General features: G+C 58.4%; 16 protein-coding genes. 4 read left to right on the forward strand and 12 right to left on the reverse strand.

Annotated elements, in window-relative coordinates; genetic code table 11:
* Positions 1–50 precede the first annotated feature (50 nt).
* The 5 genes from HX869_RS00415 to argH all read right to left on the reverse strand — a co-directional run bounded on the left by HX869_RS00415 (position 51) and on the right by argH (position 5,371).
* Complete coding sequence (locus HX869_RS00415) at positions 51–1,220, reverse strand: MFS transporter (RefSeq protein ID WP_003211499.1); 1,170 nt, start codon at positions 1,218–1,220, stop codon at positions 51–53.
* Between the two features lie 147 nt (positions 1,221–1,367).
* A complete protein-coding gene (locus HX869_RS00420) occupies positions 1,368–2,189 on the reverse strand; it encodes an ABC transporter substrate-binding protein (RefSeq protein WP_178902590.1) in 822 nt (273 codons plus the stop codon).
* A gap of 25 nt (positions 2,190–2,214) precedes the next feature.
* Positions 2,215–2,979 (reverse strand): amino acid ABC transporter ATP-binding protein, encoded by a 765-nt coding sequence (locus HX869_RS00425; protein ID WP_003211502.1) that lies wholly within the window; start codon positions 2,977–2,979, stop codon positions 2,215–2,217.
* A gap of 24 nt (positions 2,980–3,003) precedes the next feature.
* Positions 3,004–3,882 carry an amino acid ABC transporter permease gene (locus HX869_RS00430; protein WP_003211504.1) on the reverse strand — a complete coding sequence of 293 codons (879 nt, stop codon included), beginning with the start codon at positions 3,880–3,882 and terminating at the stop codon, positions 3,004–3,006.
* A gap of 61 nt (positions 3,883–3,943) precedes the next feature.
* On the reverse strand, positions 3,944–5,371 hold the full coding sequence (gene argH, locus HX869_RS00435; protein ID WP_102369728.1) for an argininosuccinate lyase: 1,428 nt from the start codon (positions 5,369–5,371) through the stop codon (positions 3,944–3,946).
* Positions 5,372–5,633: 262 nt separating this feature from the next.
* Between argH and HX869_RS00440 the strand changes: the two genes are divergently transcribed.
* From HX869_RS00440 to HX869_RS00450, 3 genes are all read left to right on the forward strand, one after another.
* A complete protein-coding gene (locus HX869_RS00440; protein WP_178902591.1) occupies positions 5,634–6,593 on the forward strand; it encodes a LysR family transcriptional regulator in 960 nt (319 codons plus the stop codon).
* 283 nt (positions 6,594–6,876) lie between these two features.
* Positions 6,877–7,116: a type II toxin-antitoxin system VapB family antitoxin gene (gene vapB / locus HX869_RS00445; protein ID WP_008432930.1), complete on the forward strand. Its 240-nt coding sequence runs from the start codon at positions 6,877–6,879 to the stop codon at positions 7,114–7,116.
* On the forward strand, positions 7,109–7,513 hold the full coding sequence (locus HX869_RS00450) for a type II toxin-antitoxin system VapC family toxin (RefSeq protein ID WP_178902592.1): 405 nt from the start codon (positions 7,109–7,111) through the stop codon (positions 7,511–7,513). Before vapB ends, HX869_RS00450 begins: the two co-directional genes overlap by 8 nt.
* A 41-nt stretch (positions 7,514–7,554) precedes the next feature.
* On the opposite strand, the gene HX869_RS00455 is transcribed toward HX869_RS00450, so the two are convergent.
* From HX869_RS00455 to HX869_RS00485, 7 genes are all read right to left on the reverse strand, one after another.
* Positions 7,555–8,196, reverse strand: a complete 642-nt coding sequence (locus tag HX869_RS00455; RefSeq protein WP_003211514.1) for an HAD-IB family hydrolase — start codon at positions 8,194–8,196, stop codon at positions 7,555–7,557.
* Positions 8,197–8,269: 73 nt separating this feature from the next.
* Complete coding sequence (locus HX869_RS00460) at positions 8,270–8,983, reverse strand: HNH endonuclease (protein WP_178902593.1); 714 nt, start codon at positions 8,981–8,983, stop codon at positions 8,270–8,272.
* A gap of 145 nt (positions 8,984–9,128) precedes the next feature.
* On the reverse strand, positions 9,129–10,379 hold the full coding sequence (locus HX869_RS00465) for a ribonucleotide-diphosphate reductase subunit beta (protein WP_169355882.1): 1,251 nt from the start codon (positions 10,377–10,379) through the stop codon (positions 9,129–9,131).
* Positions 10,380–10,850: 471 nt separating this feature from the next.
* The gene (locus HX869_RS00470) at positions 10,851–12,134 is read right to left on the reverse strand and encodes an ABC transporter substrate-binding protein (RefSeq protein ID WP_177035192.1); all 1,284 of its coding nucleotides are present in this window, start codon (positions 12,132–12,134) and stop codon (positions 10,851–10,853) included.
* 37 nt (positions 12,135–12,171) lie between these two features.
* A complete protein-coding gene (locus HX869_RS00475; RefSeq protein WP_177035191.1) occupies positions 12,172–13,428 on the reverse strand; it encodes a DUF1479 domain-containing protein in 1,257 nt (418 codons plus the stop codon).
* Between the two features lie 128 nt (positions 13,429–13,556).
* Positions 13,557–14,420 carry an AraC family transcriptional regulator gene (locus HX869_RS00480; RefSeq protein WP_008435249.1) on the reverse strand — a complete coding sequence of 288 codons (864 nt, stop codon included), beginning with the start codon at positions 14,418–14,420 and terminating at the stop codon, positions 13,557–13,559.
* 143 nt (positions 14,421–14,563) lie between these two features.
* Positions 14,564–14,833, reverse strand: coding sequence for a DUF2790 domain-containing protein (locus HX869_RS00485; protein ID WP_178902594.1), 270 nt, complete (start codon positions 14,831–14,833; stop codon positions 14,564–14,566).
* Positions 14,834–15,227: 394 nt separating this feature from the next.
* On the opposite strand from HX869_RS00485, the gene acs reads away from it, so the two are divergent.
* Positions 15,228–17,183 (forward strand): acetate--CoA ligase, encoded by a 1,956-nt coding sequence (gene acs / locus HX869_RS00490; protein WP_003214346.1) that lies wholly within the window; start codon positions 15,228–15,230, stop codon positions 17,181–17,183.
* Positions 17,184–17,230 lie beyond the last annotated feature (47 nt).

Below are 17,230 nucleotides of genomic sequence, written 5' to 3' on the forward strand. Positions count from 1 at the left end.
TGAGAGGTTTCGCTATTAATAGCGGGATATCGAGCAAATATCAGTAGAAATTACGCACGGACCACCACACGCCGGCCACTCAGGAAACACAAGGTGCCACCCACCGCCGTCAGCCCGCTGAGTACATAGAACATAGAGGCGGGGGATGCGTTGATCAGCAGGTAGCCGCAGATCACCGGGCTCAGCGCCCCGCCAAATGCCGCCAGGTTTTGTGCGCCGTAATAACTGCCGCGCAGGGCGTCCGGGGCGATGGTGTCGATAAACAGGAACTCGGACGGGTAGATGATCATCTCCCCGAGGGTGAACACAAACATCGCGACACACCACGACACCAGGCCGTCCGCCATGCTGAAGCCGATCAACCCGGCAATAAACAGCGAGGTGCCAAGCACGATCCAGTAGCGCAGTTGTTCACGCTTGAGGAAGCGGCCGATCTGGTATTGCATCAGGATCACCGTGATGGCGTTGCACGCCAGCACCGCAGAGAGAATTTTCAGCGCGTTCTCCGGCTTGTAGGCCACCAGCAGAAATTGCGACAGATAGAGGGTGTAGCGCCCGTGGACAATGGTGCTCAACAGGCTGCCGCTGGTGAACAGGATCAAGGTGCGATCGCTGCGCAGGGTCCTCAGGGTGCTGAGAAAACTTAAGGGTTTGTTGCTGTCGTCGCGCTGGGTCGGTGGGATGCCGATCATCAGGAACAGGCTGCCAAAGGCAATCGCGCTGGCGATCAGGAACGGTGCCAGGGGCATCTGCCCGGCAATCACCACGCCGAGCATCGGGCCGGTGGCGTAGCCGACATTGGTCAGGGTGTAGCGCAGGGAAAACACCTTGGCCCGCTGGCCCACCGGCAGGTTCTCGCTGATGATCGCCTTGGAGCCGATCAGGAACAGCGCCGAAGCGGCTTCGGTGATCACCAGGGTCAGGGTGGTCAGGTACAGGTTGCTGGCAAAGGTCAGCAACAAAAAACCGATGGAGCTGGAAAGCATCGCCAGGATCAGCAGCTTGCGCTTTTCCAGGCGGTCGATGATGTAGCCACCGTAGAGGCCCAGCAGGGTGGCGATGAACACGGCGATGCCCATCAGCAAGCCGATGTCTTGCTGGTTGAGGCCCAGGCGGGTGCTCAGCAACAGGGCGAGCAATGGGCTGGTCATGGCGCGGCTGACGACGATGGTCACCGAGCAGATCATCAGGCGGCGGATTACCAGGGAGTATGTGGCCACGGTGGGGCGGATGTCCTTATTCTTTTTTCAAGGCGATGAAGATCCAGTGTGGGAGCGGGCTTGCTCGCGAATGCGGTGTGTCAGTGCCAACTGTACTGGCTGATCCACCGCATTCGCGAGCAAGCCCGCTCCCACATTTAGATCGCGTTACTGGCCGGCATTGATGCTGATCTTCTCAACCGCACCCTGCTCCAGATCCCACTTCTGCAGAATCTTGCCGTACGTCCCATCATCAATCATGCCCTGCAACGCCTCACTGATGGCCGTGACCAACTCGGTATTGCTCTTCTCAATCCCAAGCCCGGTGAACTGCTTGGAAATCGCCAGGCCCACCGGCTTGTATTTACCTTTGTCCAGCGACATCAGGTAAGGAATGGTTTCACTGCCTTGCATCGCCGCATCCAGACGGTTCTGCTGCAACTGTGCCCGCGCATCCGCCGAACCCTCAGTGCCAATCACTACGATGGCTGGCTTACCGGCCTTTTCGCAGTTTTCCTTGCTCCACGCGGCAATTTCCGACGGCCAGGTGGTACGTCGGCTGGTGCCGACTTTTTTACCGCACAGGTCAGTCAATTCCTTCAGATCTTCACGCTTGGCCAGGGTGTACAGCTGCGGGCCGCTGGTGAAGTAGTCGATAAAGGTCACCGCCTTCTGACGCTCGGCAGTGTCGCTCATGCCCGACAGCACAATGTCCACGCGCCTGGTAGTCAGGCCGCTGAGCATTTGTTCGAAGCCGGTTTCCTGCCACTTGATCTTCACCCCCAAACGCTCGGCCAGGGCGTTGCCCAGGTCAAAGTCCAGGCCGGTGAGCTTGTTGGTGGCGGTGTCCTTGAAATCCATCGGCGGGTAGTTCGGCACGATGGCCGCGCTGATCTCACCCTTGTCCTTGATCGCTGCCGGCAATGCCGCCAAAACCGAAGTGGAGGCCATCAGGCCTACGAGCAAACTTGGAAGAAACAGATTTTTCATGGGGGCGTTCTCGTTAGTTTTTTAGTTAAGTGCGAACGGCAGAAATAAAGCTTTGGGTACGCGGGTTTTGTGGGCTTATTAGAATTTCTTCCGGGCTGCCGGCTTCCACAATCTGGCCGGCATCCATAAACACCATGCGGTTGGACACTTCGCGGGCGAAGCCCAACTCATGGGTGACCACAATCATGGTCATGCCGGTGGTGGCCAAATCGCGCATCACCGACAGCACTTCTCCTACCAGCTCCGGATCGAGGGCTGACGTGGGTTCGTCAAACAACATCAGCTTGGGGCGCATCGCCAACGCACGGGCAATTGCCACACGTTGTTGCTGGCCGCCGGACAACTCCACCGGGTAGGCATTGCGTTTGTCCGCCAGGCCGACGCGGGCCAGCAACTCCAGCGCGTCCTCGGTGGCTTCCTTGGGCGAGCGCTTGAGCACCTGGCACGGGCCCTCGATGATGTTCTGCAACACAGTCATGTGCGGGAACAGATTGAAGCGCTGAAACACCATGCCGGTGGCCAACCGCTGACGGGCGATCTGTGATTCATTCAATTCGTGCAGCTTGTTGCCGACGACCCGGTAGCCCACCAGTTCGCCATCGACCCACAGGCCGCCCTTGTCGATTTTTTCCAGCTGATTGACGCAGCGCAGCAGGGTACTTTTGCCGGAACCGGACGGGCCGATGATGCACAGCACTTCGCCTTGTTCGACTTCCAGGTTGATGTCCTGCAACGCGTGATACTGGTCGTAATACTTGTTCAGGTTCACGGCCTTGACGATGCTTCTCATGGGGCAAATCTCCTCAGTCAGGGCTTACGAACGCTTGCCGGCGCCGCGGGCAAAACGACGCTCAAGGCGGCTCTGACCGAATGAAAGAACAGTCACCACCGCCAAGTACCAGATGCCGGCAACAATCAGCAGCTCCATGACCCGGGCGTTGGCGTAGTAGATGTTTTGCGCGTTGTGCAGCAGCTCCGAGTACTGGATCACACTCGCCAGGCTGGTCATTTTCACCATGCTGATGAACTCGTTGCCTACAGGCGGAATGATCACCCGCATCGCCTGGGGCAGAATCACCCTACGCAGCGCCTGAAGGCTCGGCATGCCGATCGACTTGGCGGCTTCGTACTGACCGGTGTCCACCGACAACAGGCCGGCGCGCACCACTTCAGCGGTGTAGGCACCCTGGTTGATGCTCAGGCCGAGGAGGGCGGCCACGAACGGCGTCATCAGGTCCACGGTGTCGATGCTGAACAGGCCGGGAATCGCGATCACCGGGAAAATCAGCGCCAGGTTGAACCACAACAGCAGTTGCAGAATCAGCGGCGTACCCCGGAACAGCCAGGTGTAGGTGATGGCCACGTAGCGCAGGATCGGGTTGGCCGACATGCGCATGATCGCCGTGATCACCCCGATCACCACGCCCAGCGCCATGGCCAGGATCGACATGATGATGGTGTTCACCAGGCCCCAGATGATCGCCTCGGACGTGAGGAACTGACCGATGTAGGACCATTCGATCTGGCCGTTGGCGAATGCACGCAGCAAGGCAGCCAGTGCGATCACGATCAACGTGGCAAAAAACATCCGCCCGTAATAGCGACGCGGCACATGCTCGTACTGGGTGATATCGAACTGGTTCTCGGTCTGCTGGCGCTCGGCTTGCAAGCGCTCTGCCGGGGTTTGTTTCATGGTGACTCTCCAAAACAACTGAATACACTGATCGTTCCCACGCAGAGCGTGGGAACGATCTTTAAATTCGAAAGCCGGTGTAGTTTTCTGCCCACTTCTGTTGCGCAGCCAGGGCCACCTTCAACCGCCCAATCTGCTCCCGCACCCGATCCGGCGCCGTACCGCCCCAACCACTGCGCGCCGCAATCGCCGCTTCCAGGGTCAGGCACTCACGCACTTGCGGCGTCAGCCGCGTATCCACCTCTGCCAACAACGCCGGCGAGGCTTCCCACAATTCAATTTCATGCTTCTCACAGGCCTGCACCAAGGCACCGGTAATCTCATGGGCCTCCTTGAACGGCACACCACGAGTGGCCAGCCAATCCGCCACCTCAGTTGCCAATGTGAAACCCATCGGCGCCTGACGCCGCAGCTCTTCCACCTGCACCTTCATCGTCGCGACCATCCCGGCCATCGCCGGCAGCACCAACAGCAACGTATCCACGCTGTCCAACACACTGTGTTTGTCTTCACTCAAATCGCGGTTGTACGACAGCGGCAAGGACTTGAGCGTCGACATCAACCCGGTCAGGTTGCCAATCAATCGCCCGGCTTTACCCCGCGCCAGTTCGGCAATGTCCGGGTTCTTCTTCTGCGGCATGATCGAGCTACCGGTGGCGTAGGCATCGTCCAACTGCACCCAGCGAAACTGCCGCGACGACCACAGGCAAAACTCCTCCGACAGCCGCGAAATATTCACCCCGAGCATGCCCGCCACAAACAGAAACTCCGCCACGTGGTCGCGACTGGCTACAGCGTCGATAGAGTTTTCGCACGGCCCGGTGTAACCCATCTCCTTGGCCGAATGCTCCGGCTGGCGCGCAATCGCCGAGCCGGCCATCGCCGCAGCACCCAACGGCGACAACGCCGTACGCGCATCCCAGTCCACCAGGCGCTGCACATCCCGCAGCATCGATTGCGCATGAGCCAACAAGTGATGGGCGAACACAATCGGCTGCGCCTGCTGCAAGTGAGTAAAGCCCGGGCAGATGCTCTCGATATGCTGCTCGGCCTGGTCCACCAGCGCCTGCTGCAAGCCCAACACCTCGGTGGTGATGGTGCGCGCGTGGTCTCGCAGGAACAGGCGCAAATCGTTGGCCGTCTGGTCATTGCGCGAACGTCCGGCGCGCAGCTTGCCGCCCAGGGCGCCCAAACGCTCGGTCAACACCCGCTCGATGAAGGTGTGCACATCCTCGTCATCCAGCGTCGGGTGCAGGCGGCCAGCGGCAAAGTCCTCACCGATGCGGTCCAGCGCTTCCAGGGTGCGCAAGGTTTCCGACTCATCCAGCAACCCGGCGCGCTGCAACTCACGGGCATGGGCCCGGGAGCCGGCCAGGTCGTAGGGCGTCAGGCGAAAATAGCGCTCGGGGCAACGGGACAGCGCCGCCAAAGCAGCAGACGGGCCGGACTTGAAACGAGCACCCCAGAGGCGATCGGTGGGCTGAGACATGGTGTTCCTCACGCTTGTTTTTAGAAGTGACAAGCCCGATGGACGTGGCTTGGCCTTATGGATTCGGAGGGCAGTAGCAAAACGAAAAGTCCTGATCGTAGTGTCAGGTTTTTATGGCCGTTAAATCAGCCGGTAAAAGCTGTTCAACCCGCTATATTCAAGGTTGCCAAGGGCGGTTAAGTATGTTCATTATTGCCGCCCGGCGATGTTCATGGAGTAGGTCAAAGCCTGTTGAATATGGCACTTGAGGTCAACACGTATTATGGAAACCCCACTTTCCAATTCTGGAAACATACCGCCAAAACCCGGCACAAGACCGCCCCTGCAACTCAGCGGCCTGGACTTCAAATTGCTGCGGGTGTTCAAGGCTGTGGTCGAAGCGGGCGGCTTCAGCGCGGCGCAGAACGAGCTGAATGTGGGCCTGGCGGCGATCAGCAAGCAGATTTCCGACCTGGAAATTCGCATCGGCATGCGCCTGTGTACGCGAGGGCGGGAAGGATTTGGCCTGACCGAAGAAGGCAAATTAGTCTATCAAGCGTCCATTGAATTATTTGCCTCGGTAGACAGTTTCAGGGACAAGCTTAGTTCGGCACAGAACGAACTGATCGGCGACCTTAGTGTGGGCGTTATTGATAACACCGTCTCCGACGTTAATTCACCGTTGATTAACGCGCTGGGAAGATTACATACAGAGTCGCCAAAAATAAGATTACGCCTACATGCCTCGCAACTGGACGAAGTTGAACGGGGCGTGGTGGAAGGGCGGCTGATTGTCGGCATCGTCCCGGTGTACCAGCGACGGGAAGAATTCGATTATTTCCCGCTATACGAAGAAAAGTCCCACGCGTACTGCGCCGTCGGGCATCCGCTGTTTGAAGCAAGTGACATCAACGCAGATGTGTTGCGCCAGCATGAAGTGGTCAACCATCGTTACGCGATCCACAGCGACAAGGCCAACTTCGTCAGCTACGACAGCCAGTCCGCCTCGGCCTCCCAGGTAGAAGCCGTGGCCATCCTCATTCTCACCGGCCGCTTCCTGGGCTTCCTCCCCGAACACTACGCCGCGCCGCTGGTGAGGGAAGGGCGCCTGCGCGTGTTATGCCCGGAGCAGATCCACCTGAGCACAGCGTTCAACCTTATCCTGCGCCACAACGCCCCACGAAGCCCGCTGGTCAAAGCCTTCGCAACGGCATTGGGCGTGGATCTGAAAGCGCCAATCTAATCCGCTCATCCAACCCTGAGGACATACAGAGACCCCCTGTGGGAGCTGTCGAGCCCCAGCGAGGCTGTGATGGGATCAACTCGGTCTACCCGCAGACCCTATCCACCCGCATCACCGCCGCAACTTGCCCAACTTCTTCTTCGCATGAAAATGCGCTTCCTGCGCCGCTACCAACAGCTACTGTTCGGCTACGCTCGTCGGGTAGCTGCTATAGAGCTATGCAATAGAGCACCTGCAAACTATCATTCTTACCTGTCTTCCCATGCCTAGAGAGGTGTTCCTTATGTCTACTGGAACGATCTTCACCAATAACCGTACACAAAATATCCGCATCCCTGCTGATATGCGTTTTCCCGCTGGGGTGAAAACTGTAGAGGTGCGTGCCGTGGGGCGCGAACTGATTATTTCGCCGGTTGAAAACACTTGGGACAGCTTTTTCCTTGCAAGCGAATCGGTATCTGATGATTTTATGGAGGAGCGCGCCGACCAAACCCAGCAAGAGCGAGAGTCCTTTGATGATTAAGTACATGCTTGATACGAACATCGTGATCTACATCATCAAGCGTCGGCCTATGGAAATACTGGAAAAATTCAATGCGAATGTAGGTCGTATGGTGATCTCTTCGATCACCCTTGCGGAATTGATGCACGGGGCCGAAAAAAGCCAGTTTGTTGAGAGAAATACTCGGGCGGTGGAGGACTTCATCTCCCGGCTTGACGTCATTCACTACGATGACAAGGCCGCTTTTCACTACGGCTCGATCCGCTTCGATCTCGAAAAGAAGGGCACTCCAATCGGCGTAAATGACCTGCACATCGCGGGCCACGCCAGAAGCTCAGGATTGGTCTTGGTGACTAACAACGAAGGTGAGTTCAAGCGAGTGAATGGCTTGATCGTGGAAAACTGGATCGCCGCCTAAGGCAGTCAATCCAGCGCACACAGATAGGTCGTCCAGGCGATTCAGCGTTGCTTGATTCGTTTCTTCTTCGCATGAAAATGCCGAAAATGCGCATCCTGCGCCGCCGCCAACAACTCCCGATCCCCGCGCGTATCACCCCAGGCCCTGAGCCGATACTCCCCCAGATCCCCATAAACCGCCTCAAGCCGAAGCACCTTATTCTCACACCGGCAATTATTCCCTGTGAGCTTGCCCGTCAATACCCCGTCAACCACCTCAAGCTCAGTGCCGATCAACCGGATCCCAAGCCGATCCGCAAACGGCTGCAACACCAACGCCGGCGACGCCGAACACAGCGTCACCACCGCCCCGGACTTCACCTCATCGGCCACCGATTGCAGCCCGGTTGGCCGCATCAACTTGTTCCAATAGGCCTGGCAATACGCTTCCGCTTTCTGCTGAACCCACGCCTTATCCACGCCGGTCATAAAGGTGCGGATCAACTGCGCCTTGAGCTCATCACGGCTGATGACGCGCAACAGAAACTGCGCGCCAGGCACCGCCAGCTTCACCATCCTGCGCACGAACTCGCCTTTACCAAAGGCGAACTTCAGGAACGGCACGAAGCTGTCGTGGTGGGTCAGGGTGCCGTCGAAGTCAAAGACGGAGAGTACTTTGGCATCCAAGGGGCCGGATTCGAGCATGTCTGGGTTCACGGGCGGGTCTCGGTCCTATCTACTATTTTTTGGAAGGTGCATCTGCTCTGACAGCAGGAGTTTACTCCGGTATCAATCTAATGATTTTGGAGTAAAGCCCTTTGGTGAAAACATCCCGGTCACTCGACCGGTGACAACGCTGATGGCAATTGGGGCACAAGGCTACAGCATTGGTAACGCGATCCGAACCCTTCTGGGCGAGGTGCTTGACGTGATGTACTTCAAGAAATGGCAAGCCATCCACTTCGAAGGGAGCGTTTGAACCGCAGCCTTCGCAAATGCCATTGGCCTCATTCAATACCCAAGCGCGTACTTTGGGATCGCGAACAAAAGCCGTACCGACAATGGACACTTTCTGTGGCTTCGCAATTCCGTCCGGCACCTTCTCGATGGGCTGCTGCAGTAGCTTGGATGCTCGGCGGACGAGGGTTTGTTCATCTGCAGTTTGCGCTGTTTCATCTGATTCAAATATACGAAGGGCAGTGAGGGCTTTGCGAATCTGTTGTTCTACTCCCGAGCCCACGTTATTTGCAGGTTTGTACCCCTTGATCCGATACAGGCCCATTTGGACCAGAACCGCAGAGATATTCTGCATGCGAAACTCGATGGAGCCTTCTGTACGACCTGCGATTGGTCCCTGACGTAGCAATCGGTTTTCATGGGCTTTATTAAAGGGTTGGCCGTTCTTCTCCAACGCCAACATCTTCAAGTAGGTCTCGACTGCCGCGGCTAATTCCTCGTCGCTCCAGTCGATGCTGTCTTTTGTAATATCCATACAGTCGCCGAGGGTAGAAAGTCCTCGGACGATACTGAGTGGCCACTAGCACGTCTACGAAATTTCCTACGAGACTGTAGGATTTGGCACTCTGCAAATACAAAAAAGCCCTGAACAAGTCAGGGCTTTTCAGTTGGCTAAGGAATCAATCCCAGCTCAGCGCGCCACCAGTCTGATACTCGATCACACGAGTCTCAAAGAAATTCTTCTCTTTCTTCAAGTCCATGATCTCGCTCATCCACGGGAACGGGTTGGTGGTGCCTGGGTATTCTTCTTTCAAACCAATCTGCGACAGACGACGGTTCGCGATGAACTTGAGGTAGTCCTCCATCATCGCCGCATTCATGCCCAACACCCCACGCGGCATGGTGTCACGCGCGTATTCGATCTCCAGCTGAGTCCCTTGCAGGATCATCTGGGTCGCTTCTTCCTTCATCTCGGCATCCCACAGGTGCGGGTTTTCGATTTTGATCTGGTTGATCACATCGATACCGAAGTTCAGGTGCATCGACTCATCCCGCAGGATGTACTGGAACTGCTCGGCCACGCCGGTCATTTTGTTGCGACGGCCCATGGACAAAATCTGGGTAAAGCCGCAGTAGAAGAAGATGCCTTCCAGTACGCAGTAGTAGGCCACCAGGTTGCGCAGCAGCTCTTTGTCAGTCTCAACGGTACCGGTTTCGAACTTCGGATCGGAGATCGAACGGGTGTACTTCAAGCCCCAGGCAGCCTTTTTGGCGACCGATGGAATCTCGTGGTACATGTTGAAGATCTCGCCTTCATCCATGGCCAGCGATTCGATGCAGTACTGGTAGGCGTGGGTGTGGATCGCTTCTTCGAAGGCCTGGCGCAGGATGTACTGGCGGCACTCCGGGTTGGTGATCAGGCGGTACACGGCCAGTACCAGGTTGTTCGCGACCAACGAATCCGCAGTGGAGAAGAAGCCGAGGTTGCGCATCACGATGCGACGCTCGTCGTCGGTCAGGCCTTCCGGGTTTTTCCACAGGGCGATGTCGGCGGTCATGTTGACCTCTTGCGGCATCCAGTGGTTGGCGCAGCCGTCGAGGTACTTCTGCCAGGCCCAGTCGTACTTGAAGGGTACGAGTTGGTTGAGGTCGGCGCGGCAGTTGATCATGCGCTTTTCGTCAACGGCGACGCGGGCGGCGGAGCCTTCGAGTTCGGCGAGGCCTTCGGCGACGTCGAGTTTGTCGAGGGCGGCCTTGGCGCGCACGATGGCGGCGGAGTCATTGGCGGTGACGGCGCGGGCTTCGATGGCGGCGGCAGCGCCGGCACCGTCGAGGCGGTCCATGTTGGCTTCGGTGGCGTGGCCGGCGTTGGCGCCTTTGGCAACTACTTCGCCGTCTTCTTCTTTGTCGAACTCGTCCCAGCTCAGCATGACGTGTCGTCTCCTGCGTGAGGGCTCTAAGGTGCCCGTGTGAAACCGGATGGTTGGGTGTTCACACGGCCCAAAGGCCGCGGTGGATCTTAAGGAATCGTTTGTTGCAGCTAGCGCACGCATTAAACGGAATCAGGGTTACGGGTGTTCTGCTTGAGGCTTGAGGGGCGGAGCAATGCTTACTGGCTCCAGCGGGGGCCTCAGGTCTGGCTCTTCGTCCCCATGTAAAGGGATATTGCAGGCCCGATTTACCCGCGCATTATAGGGAAAAATTCGACTTTGTGTTGCGGCGGATGGTCTCGGTGAGCGGCCAAAATGGTGGTGTTTGCAGCCAAGGTCCGGGTTTACAAGGCTTTGCCTGGCTTGGATTTTTTTGACGGGCGGTAGGCGTTTGTTTCAGCGCGCCGAACTGGGGCAGATTCGGTCTGGAAGTTCTTGCGCCGTTTGGCGCAAGAACGGGTCGCGGGGGGGTTACTGGGCTGCGGCTTTGATGCTGGCAAACATCTGCTTGCCAGCCTTGGCGGGGTCCGCGTCTTTATTGCTCATGAAGTTGCTGACCACATCAAACACCGCCCCTTGCACCGCCTGGGACGTGGACATGTTGAAGGCCATGCTCGGCTCCAGCGTGCCGGCGTTCTCGGCTTCGGCGAAGTCCTTGGCGGAAGCCTGGGCACAGCTGTCGAACTGGCTCATGTCCAGGCCCTTGATCACCGGGATGGAGCCTTTGTTCTGGTTGAACACGCTCTGGAATTGCGGCTCCAGGGCGATCTTGGCCAGGTCGTCGCGAGCCGCGTTGTTGCTCGGCGTATCATTTTTACTGGACGGTTTGAACATGGCCAGTGAGTCGATGGTGTAGCTATAAATGCCTTGTGAGCCGGGGAAGGGCACGCATTCATAATCGGCCCCGGCTTTTTTACCCGCCGCGGTCCACTCACTCTTGGCCCAGTCCCCCATGATTTGCATGCCGGCCTGGCCATTGATGACTTTGGCGGTTTCCATGTTCCAGTCCTGGCCTGCGCCGTTGGGGTCCATGTAGGTCTTCAGCTTGCGCAGCGCGACGAAGACTTCGGTCATTTTGGGGCCGGTGAAGGTGGCTTCGTCGTTGTCGATAAAGGCTTTCTGGAAGCCATCGGCGCCCAGGATGCTGAGCACCAGGCCTTCAAATACGGTGGTGTCCTGCCAGGGTTGGCCGCCGTGGGCGATGGCGATGAAGCCGGCGGCCTTGAGTTTGTCGCCGGCGGCGTAGAGTTCTTCCAGGGTGGCCGGGGCTTTGGACACGCCGGCTTTCTTGAGCACCTCGGGGTTGATCCATAACCAGTTGATGCGGTGGATGTTGAGCGGTACGGCGACGTAGTGGTCGTCGAACTTCATCAGTTGCGCAATGCTTTCGGGCAGCAGGCTGTCCCAGTGATTGGCCTTGGCGACGTTGTCGACGCTGGTCAGCAGGCCCAGCTTGCCCCACTCCTGAATGTCCGGAGCTTTGATCTGCGCGGCAGAGGGCGGGTTGCCGGAGACGGCGCGGCTCTTGAGGACGGTCATGGCAGCAGCGCCACCGCCGCCGGCCACGGCACTGTTTTGCCAGATGAAGCCGTCTTTCTCGATCAGTTGTTGCAGCACCTGTACAGACTTGGCTTCCCCGCCCGAGGTCCAGTAGTGGACGACTTCAACAGTGCCTTTGCTGTCGGCTGCGTGAGCGGCGAACGTGCAAAGGCTGGCGAGGGAGATGGCAACGGCAAGGCGATGGGGGATTTTCATGTGGGATAACCCTTTTTGTTGTTTTAGGGAGCGGTGCTTATTCCAGCCCCAGCCCTTTGCGGCCGAGGGTGTTCAGTTGCGGCGTCATGAAGCGGTCTTTCCACTCTTTCTCGTAGTCCTCCCGGGCGAAATCATCCGGTGAGGCCCCTTGCTCGAACGCCCTGAGCACATCCTTGGCGTACCGCAGGTTTTTCGGGCACATGGGCGCGGCGGGCACGTACATCACGTTGCCCCAGCCCTGTTGATTTTCGACGGGGGCGACGCTGTGGATCACGTCGCAGTGCCACCACACCGAATCGCCGGCCTGCACGTCCGGAATCGGGGTCATGCCCTGGACCAGCAGCGGGTGCCATTTCTCTGAAACTGGCAGCACCTTGCCCGGCGCAACGCCGCACAGCTCATCTTCGGGGACATCGTCCAGCAGCGGGCGCAGCAGCATGTAGGCCATGGCCTTGGGGATCGGCAAGGTATGCAGCACGCCCTGGTCGGCCTGCATGTCGCACAGTGCGGTCCAGCCCTGGAAGGTGCGGAAGGCCGAGCATTTCACCGTGTCCTTGTAGGCGTATTCATCGACTTCGGTGCGATGGGCGGCGTCCCAGGGGTCGTAGGACTTGAAGTCGTTGCGGTAGATCTTGTCGAACACCTTGAGGTAGGCGGGGTGCAGCCAGCGTTCCAGGGCGCCCGAGTCGGTGTGGGGGCCAAGCCCTTTGGAGGTGGTGCCGGGTGGGCGGCGGCGGACGCGGTCGGGGTACAGCGCATTGATGTCTGGGTCGAACCAATGCCGGCCTTGGGAGTTGTAGGTCCACAGGCGGTTCAGGAACGACTGTGCAGCGCCCATGCGTTCGTGTTGGCGCACTTGCATCTGGGCGTCGGACCAATAGATGGGGAATATTTCCGGGCGTGAGGCTTCGAGGTTGCCGAAGAAGTTGTCAGCCGGGCCGCGATACACCTCGTCGAAAAGGTTGTGGTCGAGGTAGTCCAGCAGGCTCTTGTCCCACGCCAGCACCTGTTCCCTGGGAAAGTGGTTGCGGATCACCAGGCAGCCCCGGCGCTTGATGAGGGCTCGTTGTGCTTCGGTGACCTGGCCGGTGGCGATGGTTTCAAAGTCGAGTTCGGGCCAGGCAGACTGCTGGGCCTTGATCGAGGCGATTTCAGCCCTGATGAACTCGCTGACCTCGGCGAACAGCCCAGGCACGTCGCCGATCTGCGCGCGCAGGGCCTTTTTCATGGCGACGATGCTGCGCTTGTAGTCGTCCGGCAGCTCGGCACATTCGAAGGTGTGGTAGTTGCTCATGGGGTGACCTGTCTTGTTGTTGTGCATACAGGTATGGAATCACCCCGGCCTGCTTGGGCGGCAGCCTGATTTGGAGCGTTGAGTAGTACGATTGTGGCGTTTGTTTCGAGGCGTATAGAAGAATCGGCTTATTGAAAGTGATGCCCGTGTTGAAGCCGAAACTGTGACGGCGTCATGCCCTTGTGCGCCTTGAACTGCCGATTGAACAACGCCTGGGAGGCATAGCCGACCTGTTCGGAAATCGCGCTGACCGCCAGGTTGCCCCGCATCAATAAAGCGCAAGCATGTCCGATGCGTAGCCGGACGATGTAGTCCAGCGCCGTGCAGCGTGTGTGTTTGCGGAACATGCGATGGAAGGCTGAAACGCTGACGCAGGCCATTTGCGCCAGCTCGGGAATGCCGACAGGTTGCGCATAGTGGCCGTGCAGGTAGTCCAGAACGCGGCGGATGCGCGCGTCTTCAACGATGTGAGGGGCGGCGTTTTCCGTCGCGATGCGCTGCGCGGCGATATCCCGGGACAATGTGTTGAGCACGCTGAGCAACGAGATCAGTCGCTGGGAAGCGTCTTGCTCGACCATGGCTTCGATCACCGGGCGCAGCGCCCGGGACGTAGCATCACTGAAACTCAACGCCTGTCGCGCTGCAGCCAATAGCGCACGCGTCGACCCCATCTCCGGAAACAGTTGCACCAGCGAGTCCGCCCAGGCCTCGGAAAACCAGATGACCAGGGCAATGTGCGGTTTGGCGGGGTCGATCAGCTCGGCGGAAGACCAGCTATGGGGCACGTTCGGGCCCACCAGCACCAGGTCGCCATCATCGTAGAGCGCCACATCGTTGCTGATATAGCGGTGCCCGCGGCTGTTGAGGGTGAGGGTCAGTTCGTATTCGGGATGGTGATGCCATTCAAACGGAATCGCCTCCGGTAGACGCCTGTTCAGCAGGGTCCAGGAGGTGTTCGCCTCGGTGGGGATTTTTTCGAAACTGGCTCGCATGAATGCATCCTGCCTTGCAGGTGAGGTGGCGGCGCCACAATCGTAGCATTCGATTCAAGCGGTAGGGGATAAGCCGGCTCTTTGCCGCAAGAACGATTTCTTGCGGCGAATAAGATCAGGTTCAGTTCAAACTAACGAAGTTATTATCCGTTAGAGCAACCGTTACCCATGACCTGATATTGAAGAATATGACGCTGACCTTGTGAGTCTTCATATTCCATCTTTACCGGTACTACTTGGCATACATCCGGGACTTCACTCATGGACAATACTTTGGCGACGTCCAAGTGGGTGCTGTAGGTGTAGTCCTCAACGATGGGAGTGCTCTGGCTGGCTACGTCAGTCGGGGCTTCGTCGGCCAGGGCGGCGGTGGCGCACAAGCTGCTAAGGGCCATAACTAATAACGCTTTCATTTGACTATTTACCTTTTGGCGGTCGAAAGGGGTCACGGGGCCCTTGTGAGGCCACGTGTGTAACTTGATTGGGAAGTTCGGATTAACGTTGCCTTCGTGGGGGCTGTTACGTTGTTAATCACAGTGCCTTGATGGCGAGGTTGATTTTAGGCGTCCGAGTTATATTCATATACCCGTGCTTTTGATAAACACTATTGGTGGTTTTTGTAACAATCGCGAAATGAAGGTTTTTTCAGAAACCTGCAAAGCGCCACGGGCCGCGGGCCAGAGCGCTGCCAGGGGATAGGTGGGCAATTTGTAGGGGCTTGTTACTACCATCGTCGAATGGTTCTATAGGTCCGGCCCGGCTACAACAGGGCCATACAACAACAACTATGTCACCGAGGTAAGAAAGATGAGTGCGGCTTCTCTGTACCCCGTTCGCCCCGAAGTAGCAGCCAATACGCTGACCGATGAGGCGACCTACAAGGCCATGTACCAGCAGTCGGTGGTCAACCCCGACGGTTTCTGGCGCGAGCAAGCCAAGCGCCTTGACTGGATCAAGCCTTTCACCACGGTGAAGCAGACCTCCTTCGACGATCACCATGTCGACATCAAATGGTTTGCCGACGGCACCCTCAACGTTTCCTACAACTGCCTGGACCGCCACCTCGCCGAGCGTGGCGACCAGCCAGCAATCATCTGGGAGGGCGACGACCCTGCCGAAAGCCGCACCATCACCTACCGCGAGCTGCATGAAGAAGTCTGCAAGTTCGCCAACGCCCTGCGCGGCCAGGATGTGCACCGCGGCGACGTGGTGACTATCTATATGCCGATGATTCCCGAAGCCGCGGTCGCCATGCTGGCCTGTGCCCGGATCGGTGCGATTCACTCGGTGGTGTTTGGCGGGTTCTCGCCAGAGGCCCTGGCCGGTCGGATCATCGACTGCAAATCCAAGGTGGTGATCACCGCCGACGAAGGCATTCGTGCCGGCAAGAAAATTTCCCTGAAGGCCAACGTCGACGACGCCCTGACCAACCCGGAAACCAGCAGCATCCAGAAAGTCATCGTGTGCAAGCGCACCGGTGGCAACATCAAGTGGAACCAGCATCGCGACATCTGGTACGAAGACCTGATGAAAGTGGCGGGCACCGTGTGTGCGCCGAAAGAGATGGGCGCCGAAGAAGCGCTGTTCATCCTTTACACCTCCGGCTCCACCGGCAAGCCGAAGGGCGTGCAGCACACCACCGGCGGCTACCTGTTGTACGCAGCCCTGACCCACGAGCGCGTGTTCGACTACCGCCCGGGCGAAATCTACTGGTGCACCGCCGACGTCGGCTGGGTCACCGGCCACACCTATATCGTCTATGGCCCACTGGCCAACGGCGCGACCACGCTGATGTTCGAAGGCGTGCCGAACTATCCGGACATCACCCGGGTGGCGAAGATCGTCGACAAGCACAAAGTGAACATCCTCTACACCGCACCGACCGCGATCCGCGCCATGATGGCCTCCGGCACCGCCGCCTGCGAAGGCGCCGATGGCAGCAGCTTGCGCCTGCTGGGTTCGGTGGGTGAGCCGATTAACCCGGAAGCGTGGGACTGGTACTACAAGAACGTCGGCCAATCCCGTTGCCCGATCGTGGACACTTGGTGGCAGACTGAGACCGGCGGCAACATGATGAGCCCGCTGCCGGGCGCCCATGCACTCAAGCCGGGTTCGGCGGCACGTCCGTTCTTTGGCGTGGTACCGGCGCTGGTGGATAACCTCGGCAACCTGATTGAAGGCGTGGCCGAGGGTAACCTGGTGATCCTGGATTCGTGGCCGGGCCAGGCACGTACGCTGTATGGCGACCATGACCGGTTTGTGGACACTTACTTCAAGACCTTCCGTGGCATGTACTTCACCGGTGACGGTGCGCGTCGTGACGAGGATGGCTACTACTGGATCACCGGGCGGGTGGATGACGTGCTGAACGTGTCCGGCCACCGCATGGGCACCGCCGAAATTGAGAGCGCCATGGTTGCCCACCCGAAAGTCGCGGAAGCGGCGGTGGTGGGGGTGCCTCATGACATCAAGGGCCAGGGCATCTATGTGTATGTCACGCTGAAAAACGGCGAAGAGCCGAATGAAGCGTTGCGCCTGGAGTTGAAAAACTGGGTGCGTAAAGAGATCGGGCCGATTGCTTCACCGGATGTGATCCAGTGGGCACCGGGCTTGCCGAAGACCCGTTCGGGGAAAATCATGCGCCGGATCCTGCGCAAGATTGCCACCGCTGAATACGACGGGTTGGGCGATATCTCCACCCTGGCGGATCCGAGTGTGGTGGCGCATTTGATCGAGACGCACAAGACCATGAACGTCGCGTAAGGCGGGTTTGTGGGACGAAGCCCCATTCGGCGTAGGCCGGGTGGGGC

The organism is Pseudomonas sp. P7779, assembly GCF_013386315.1.
Taxonomy (GTDB): Bacteria; Pseudomonadota; Gammaproteobacteria; order Pseudomonadales; family Pseudomonadaceae; genus Aquipseudomonas.

Coding starts and splice junctions, on each gene's coding strand:
- HX869_RS00420 (WP_178902590.1), bottom strand. CDS start 2,189: ATGAAAAATCTGTTTCTTCCAAGTTTGCTCGTAGGCCTGATGGCCTCC.
- HX869_RS00425 (WP_003211502.1), bottom strand. CDS start 2,979: ATGAGAAGCATCGTCAAGGCCGTGAACCTGAACAAGTATTACGACCAG.
- HX869_RS00430 (WP_003211504.1), bottom strand. CDS start 3,882: ATGAAACAAACCCCGGCAGAGCGCTTGCAAGCCGAGCGCCAGCAGACC.
- argH (WP_102369728.1), bottom strand. CDS start 5,371: ATGTCTCAGCCCACCGATCGCCTCTGGGGTGCTCGTTTCAAGTCCGGC.
- HX869_RS00440 (WP_178902591.1), top strand. CDS start 5,634: ATGGAAACCCCACTTTCCAATTCTGGAAACATACCGCCAAAACCCGGC.
- vapB (WP_008432930.1), top strand. CDS start 6,877: ATGTCTACTGGAACGATCTTCACCAATAACCGTACACAAAATATCCGC.
- HX869_RS00450 (WP_178902592.1), top strand. CDS start 7,109: ATGATTAAGTACATGCTTGATACGAACATCGTGATCTACATCATCAAG.
- HX869_RS00455 (WP_003211514.1), bottom strand. CDS start 8,196: ATGCTCGAATCCGGCCCCTTGGATGCCAAAGTACTCTCCGTCTTTGAC.
- HX869_RS00460 (WP_178902593.1), bottom strand. CDS start 8,983: ATGGATATTACAAAAGACAGCATCGACTGGAGCGACGAGGAATTAGCC.
- HX869_RS00465 (WP_169355882.1), bottom strand. CDS start 10,379: ATGCTGAGCTGGGACGAGTTCGACAAAGAAGAAGACGGCGAAGTAGTT.
- HX869_RS00470 (WP_177035192.1), bottom strand. CDS start 12,134: ATGAAAATCCCCCATCGCCTTGCCGTTGCCATCTCCCTCGCCAGCCTT.
- HX869_RS00475 (WP_177035191.1), bottom strand. CDS start 13,428: ATGAGCAACTACCACACCTTCGAATGTGCCGAGCTGCCGGACGACTAC.
- HX869_RS00480 (WP_008435249.1), bottom strand. CDS start 14,420: ATGCGAGCCAGTTTCGAAAAAATCCCCACCGAGGCGAACACCTCCTGG.
- HX869_RS00485 (WP_178902594.1), bottom strand. CDS start 14,833: ATGAAAGCGTTATTAGTTATGGCCCTTAGCAGCTTGTGCGCCACCGCC.
- acs (WP_003214346.1), top strand. CDS start 15,228: ATGAGTGCGGCTTCTCTGTACCCCGTTCGCCCCGAAGTAGCAGCCAAT.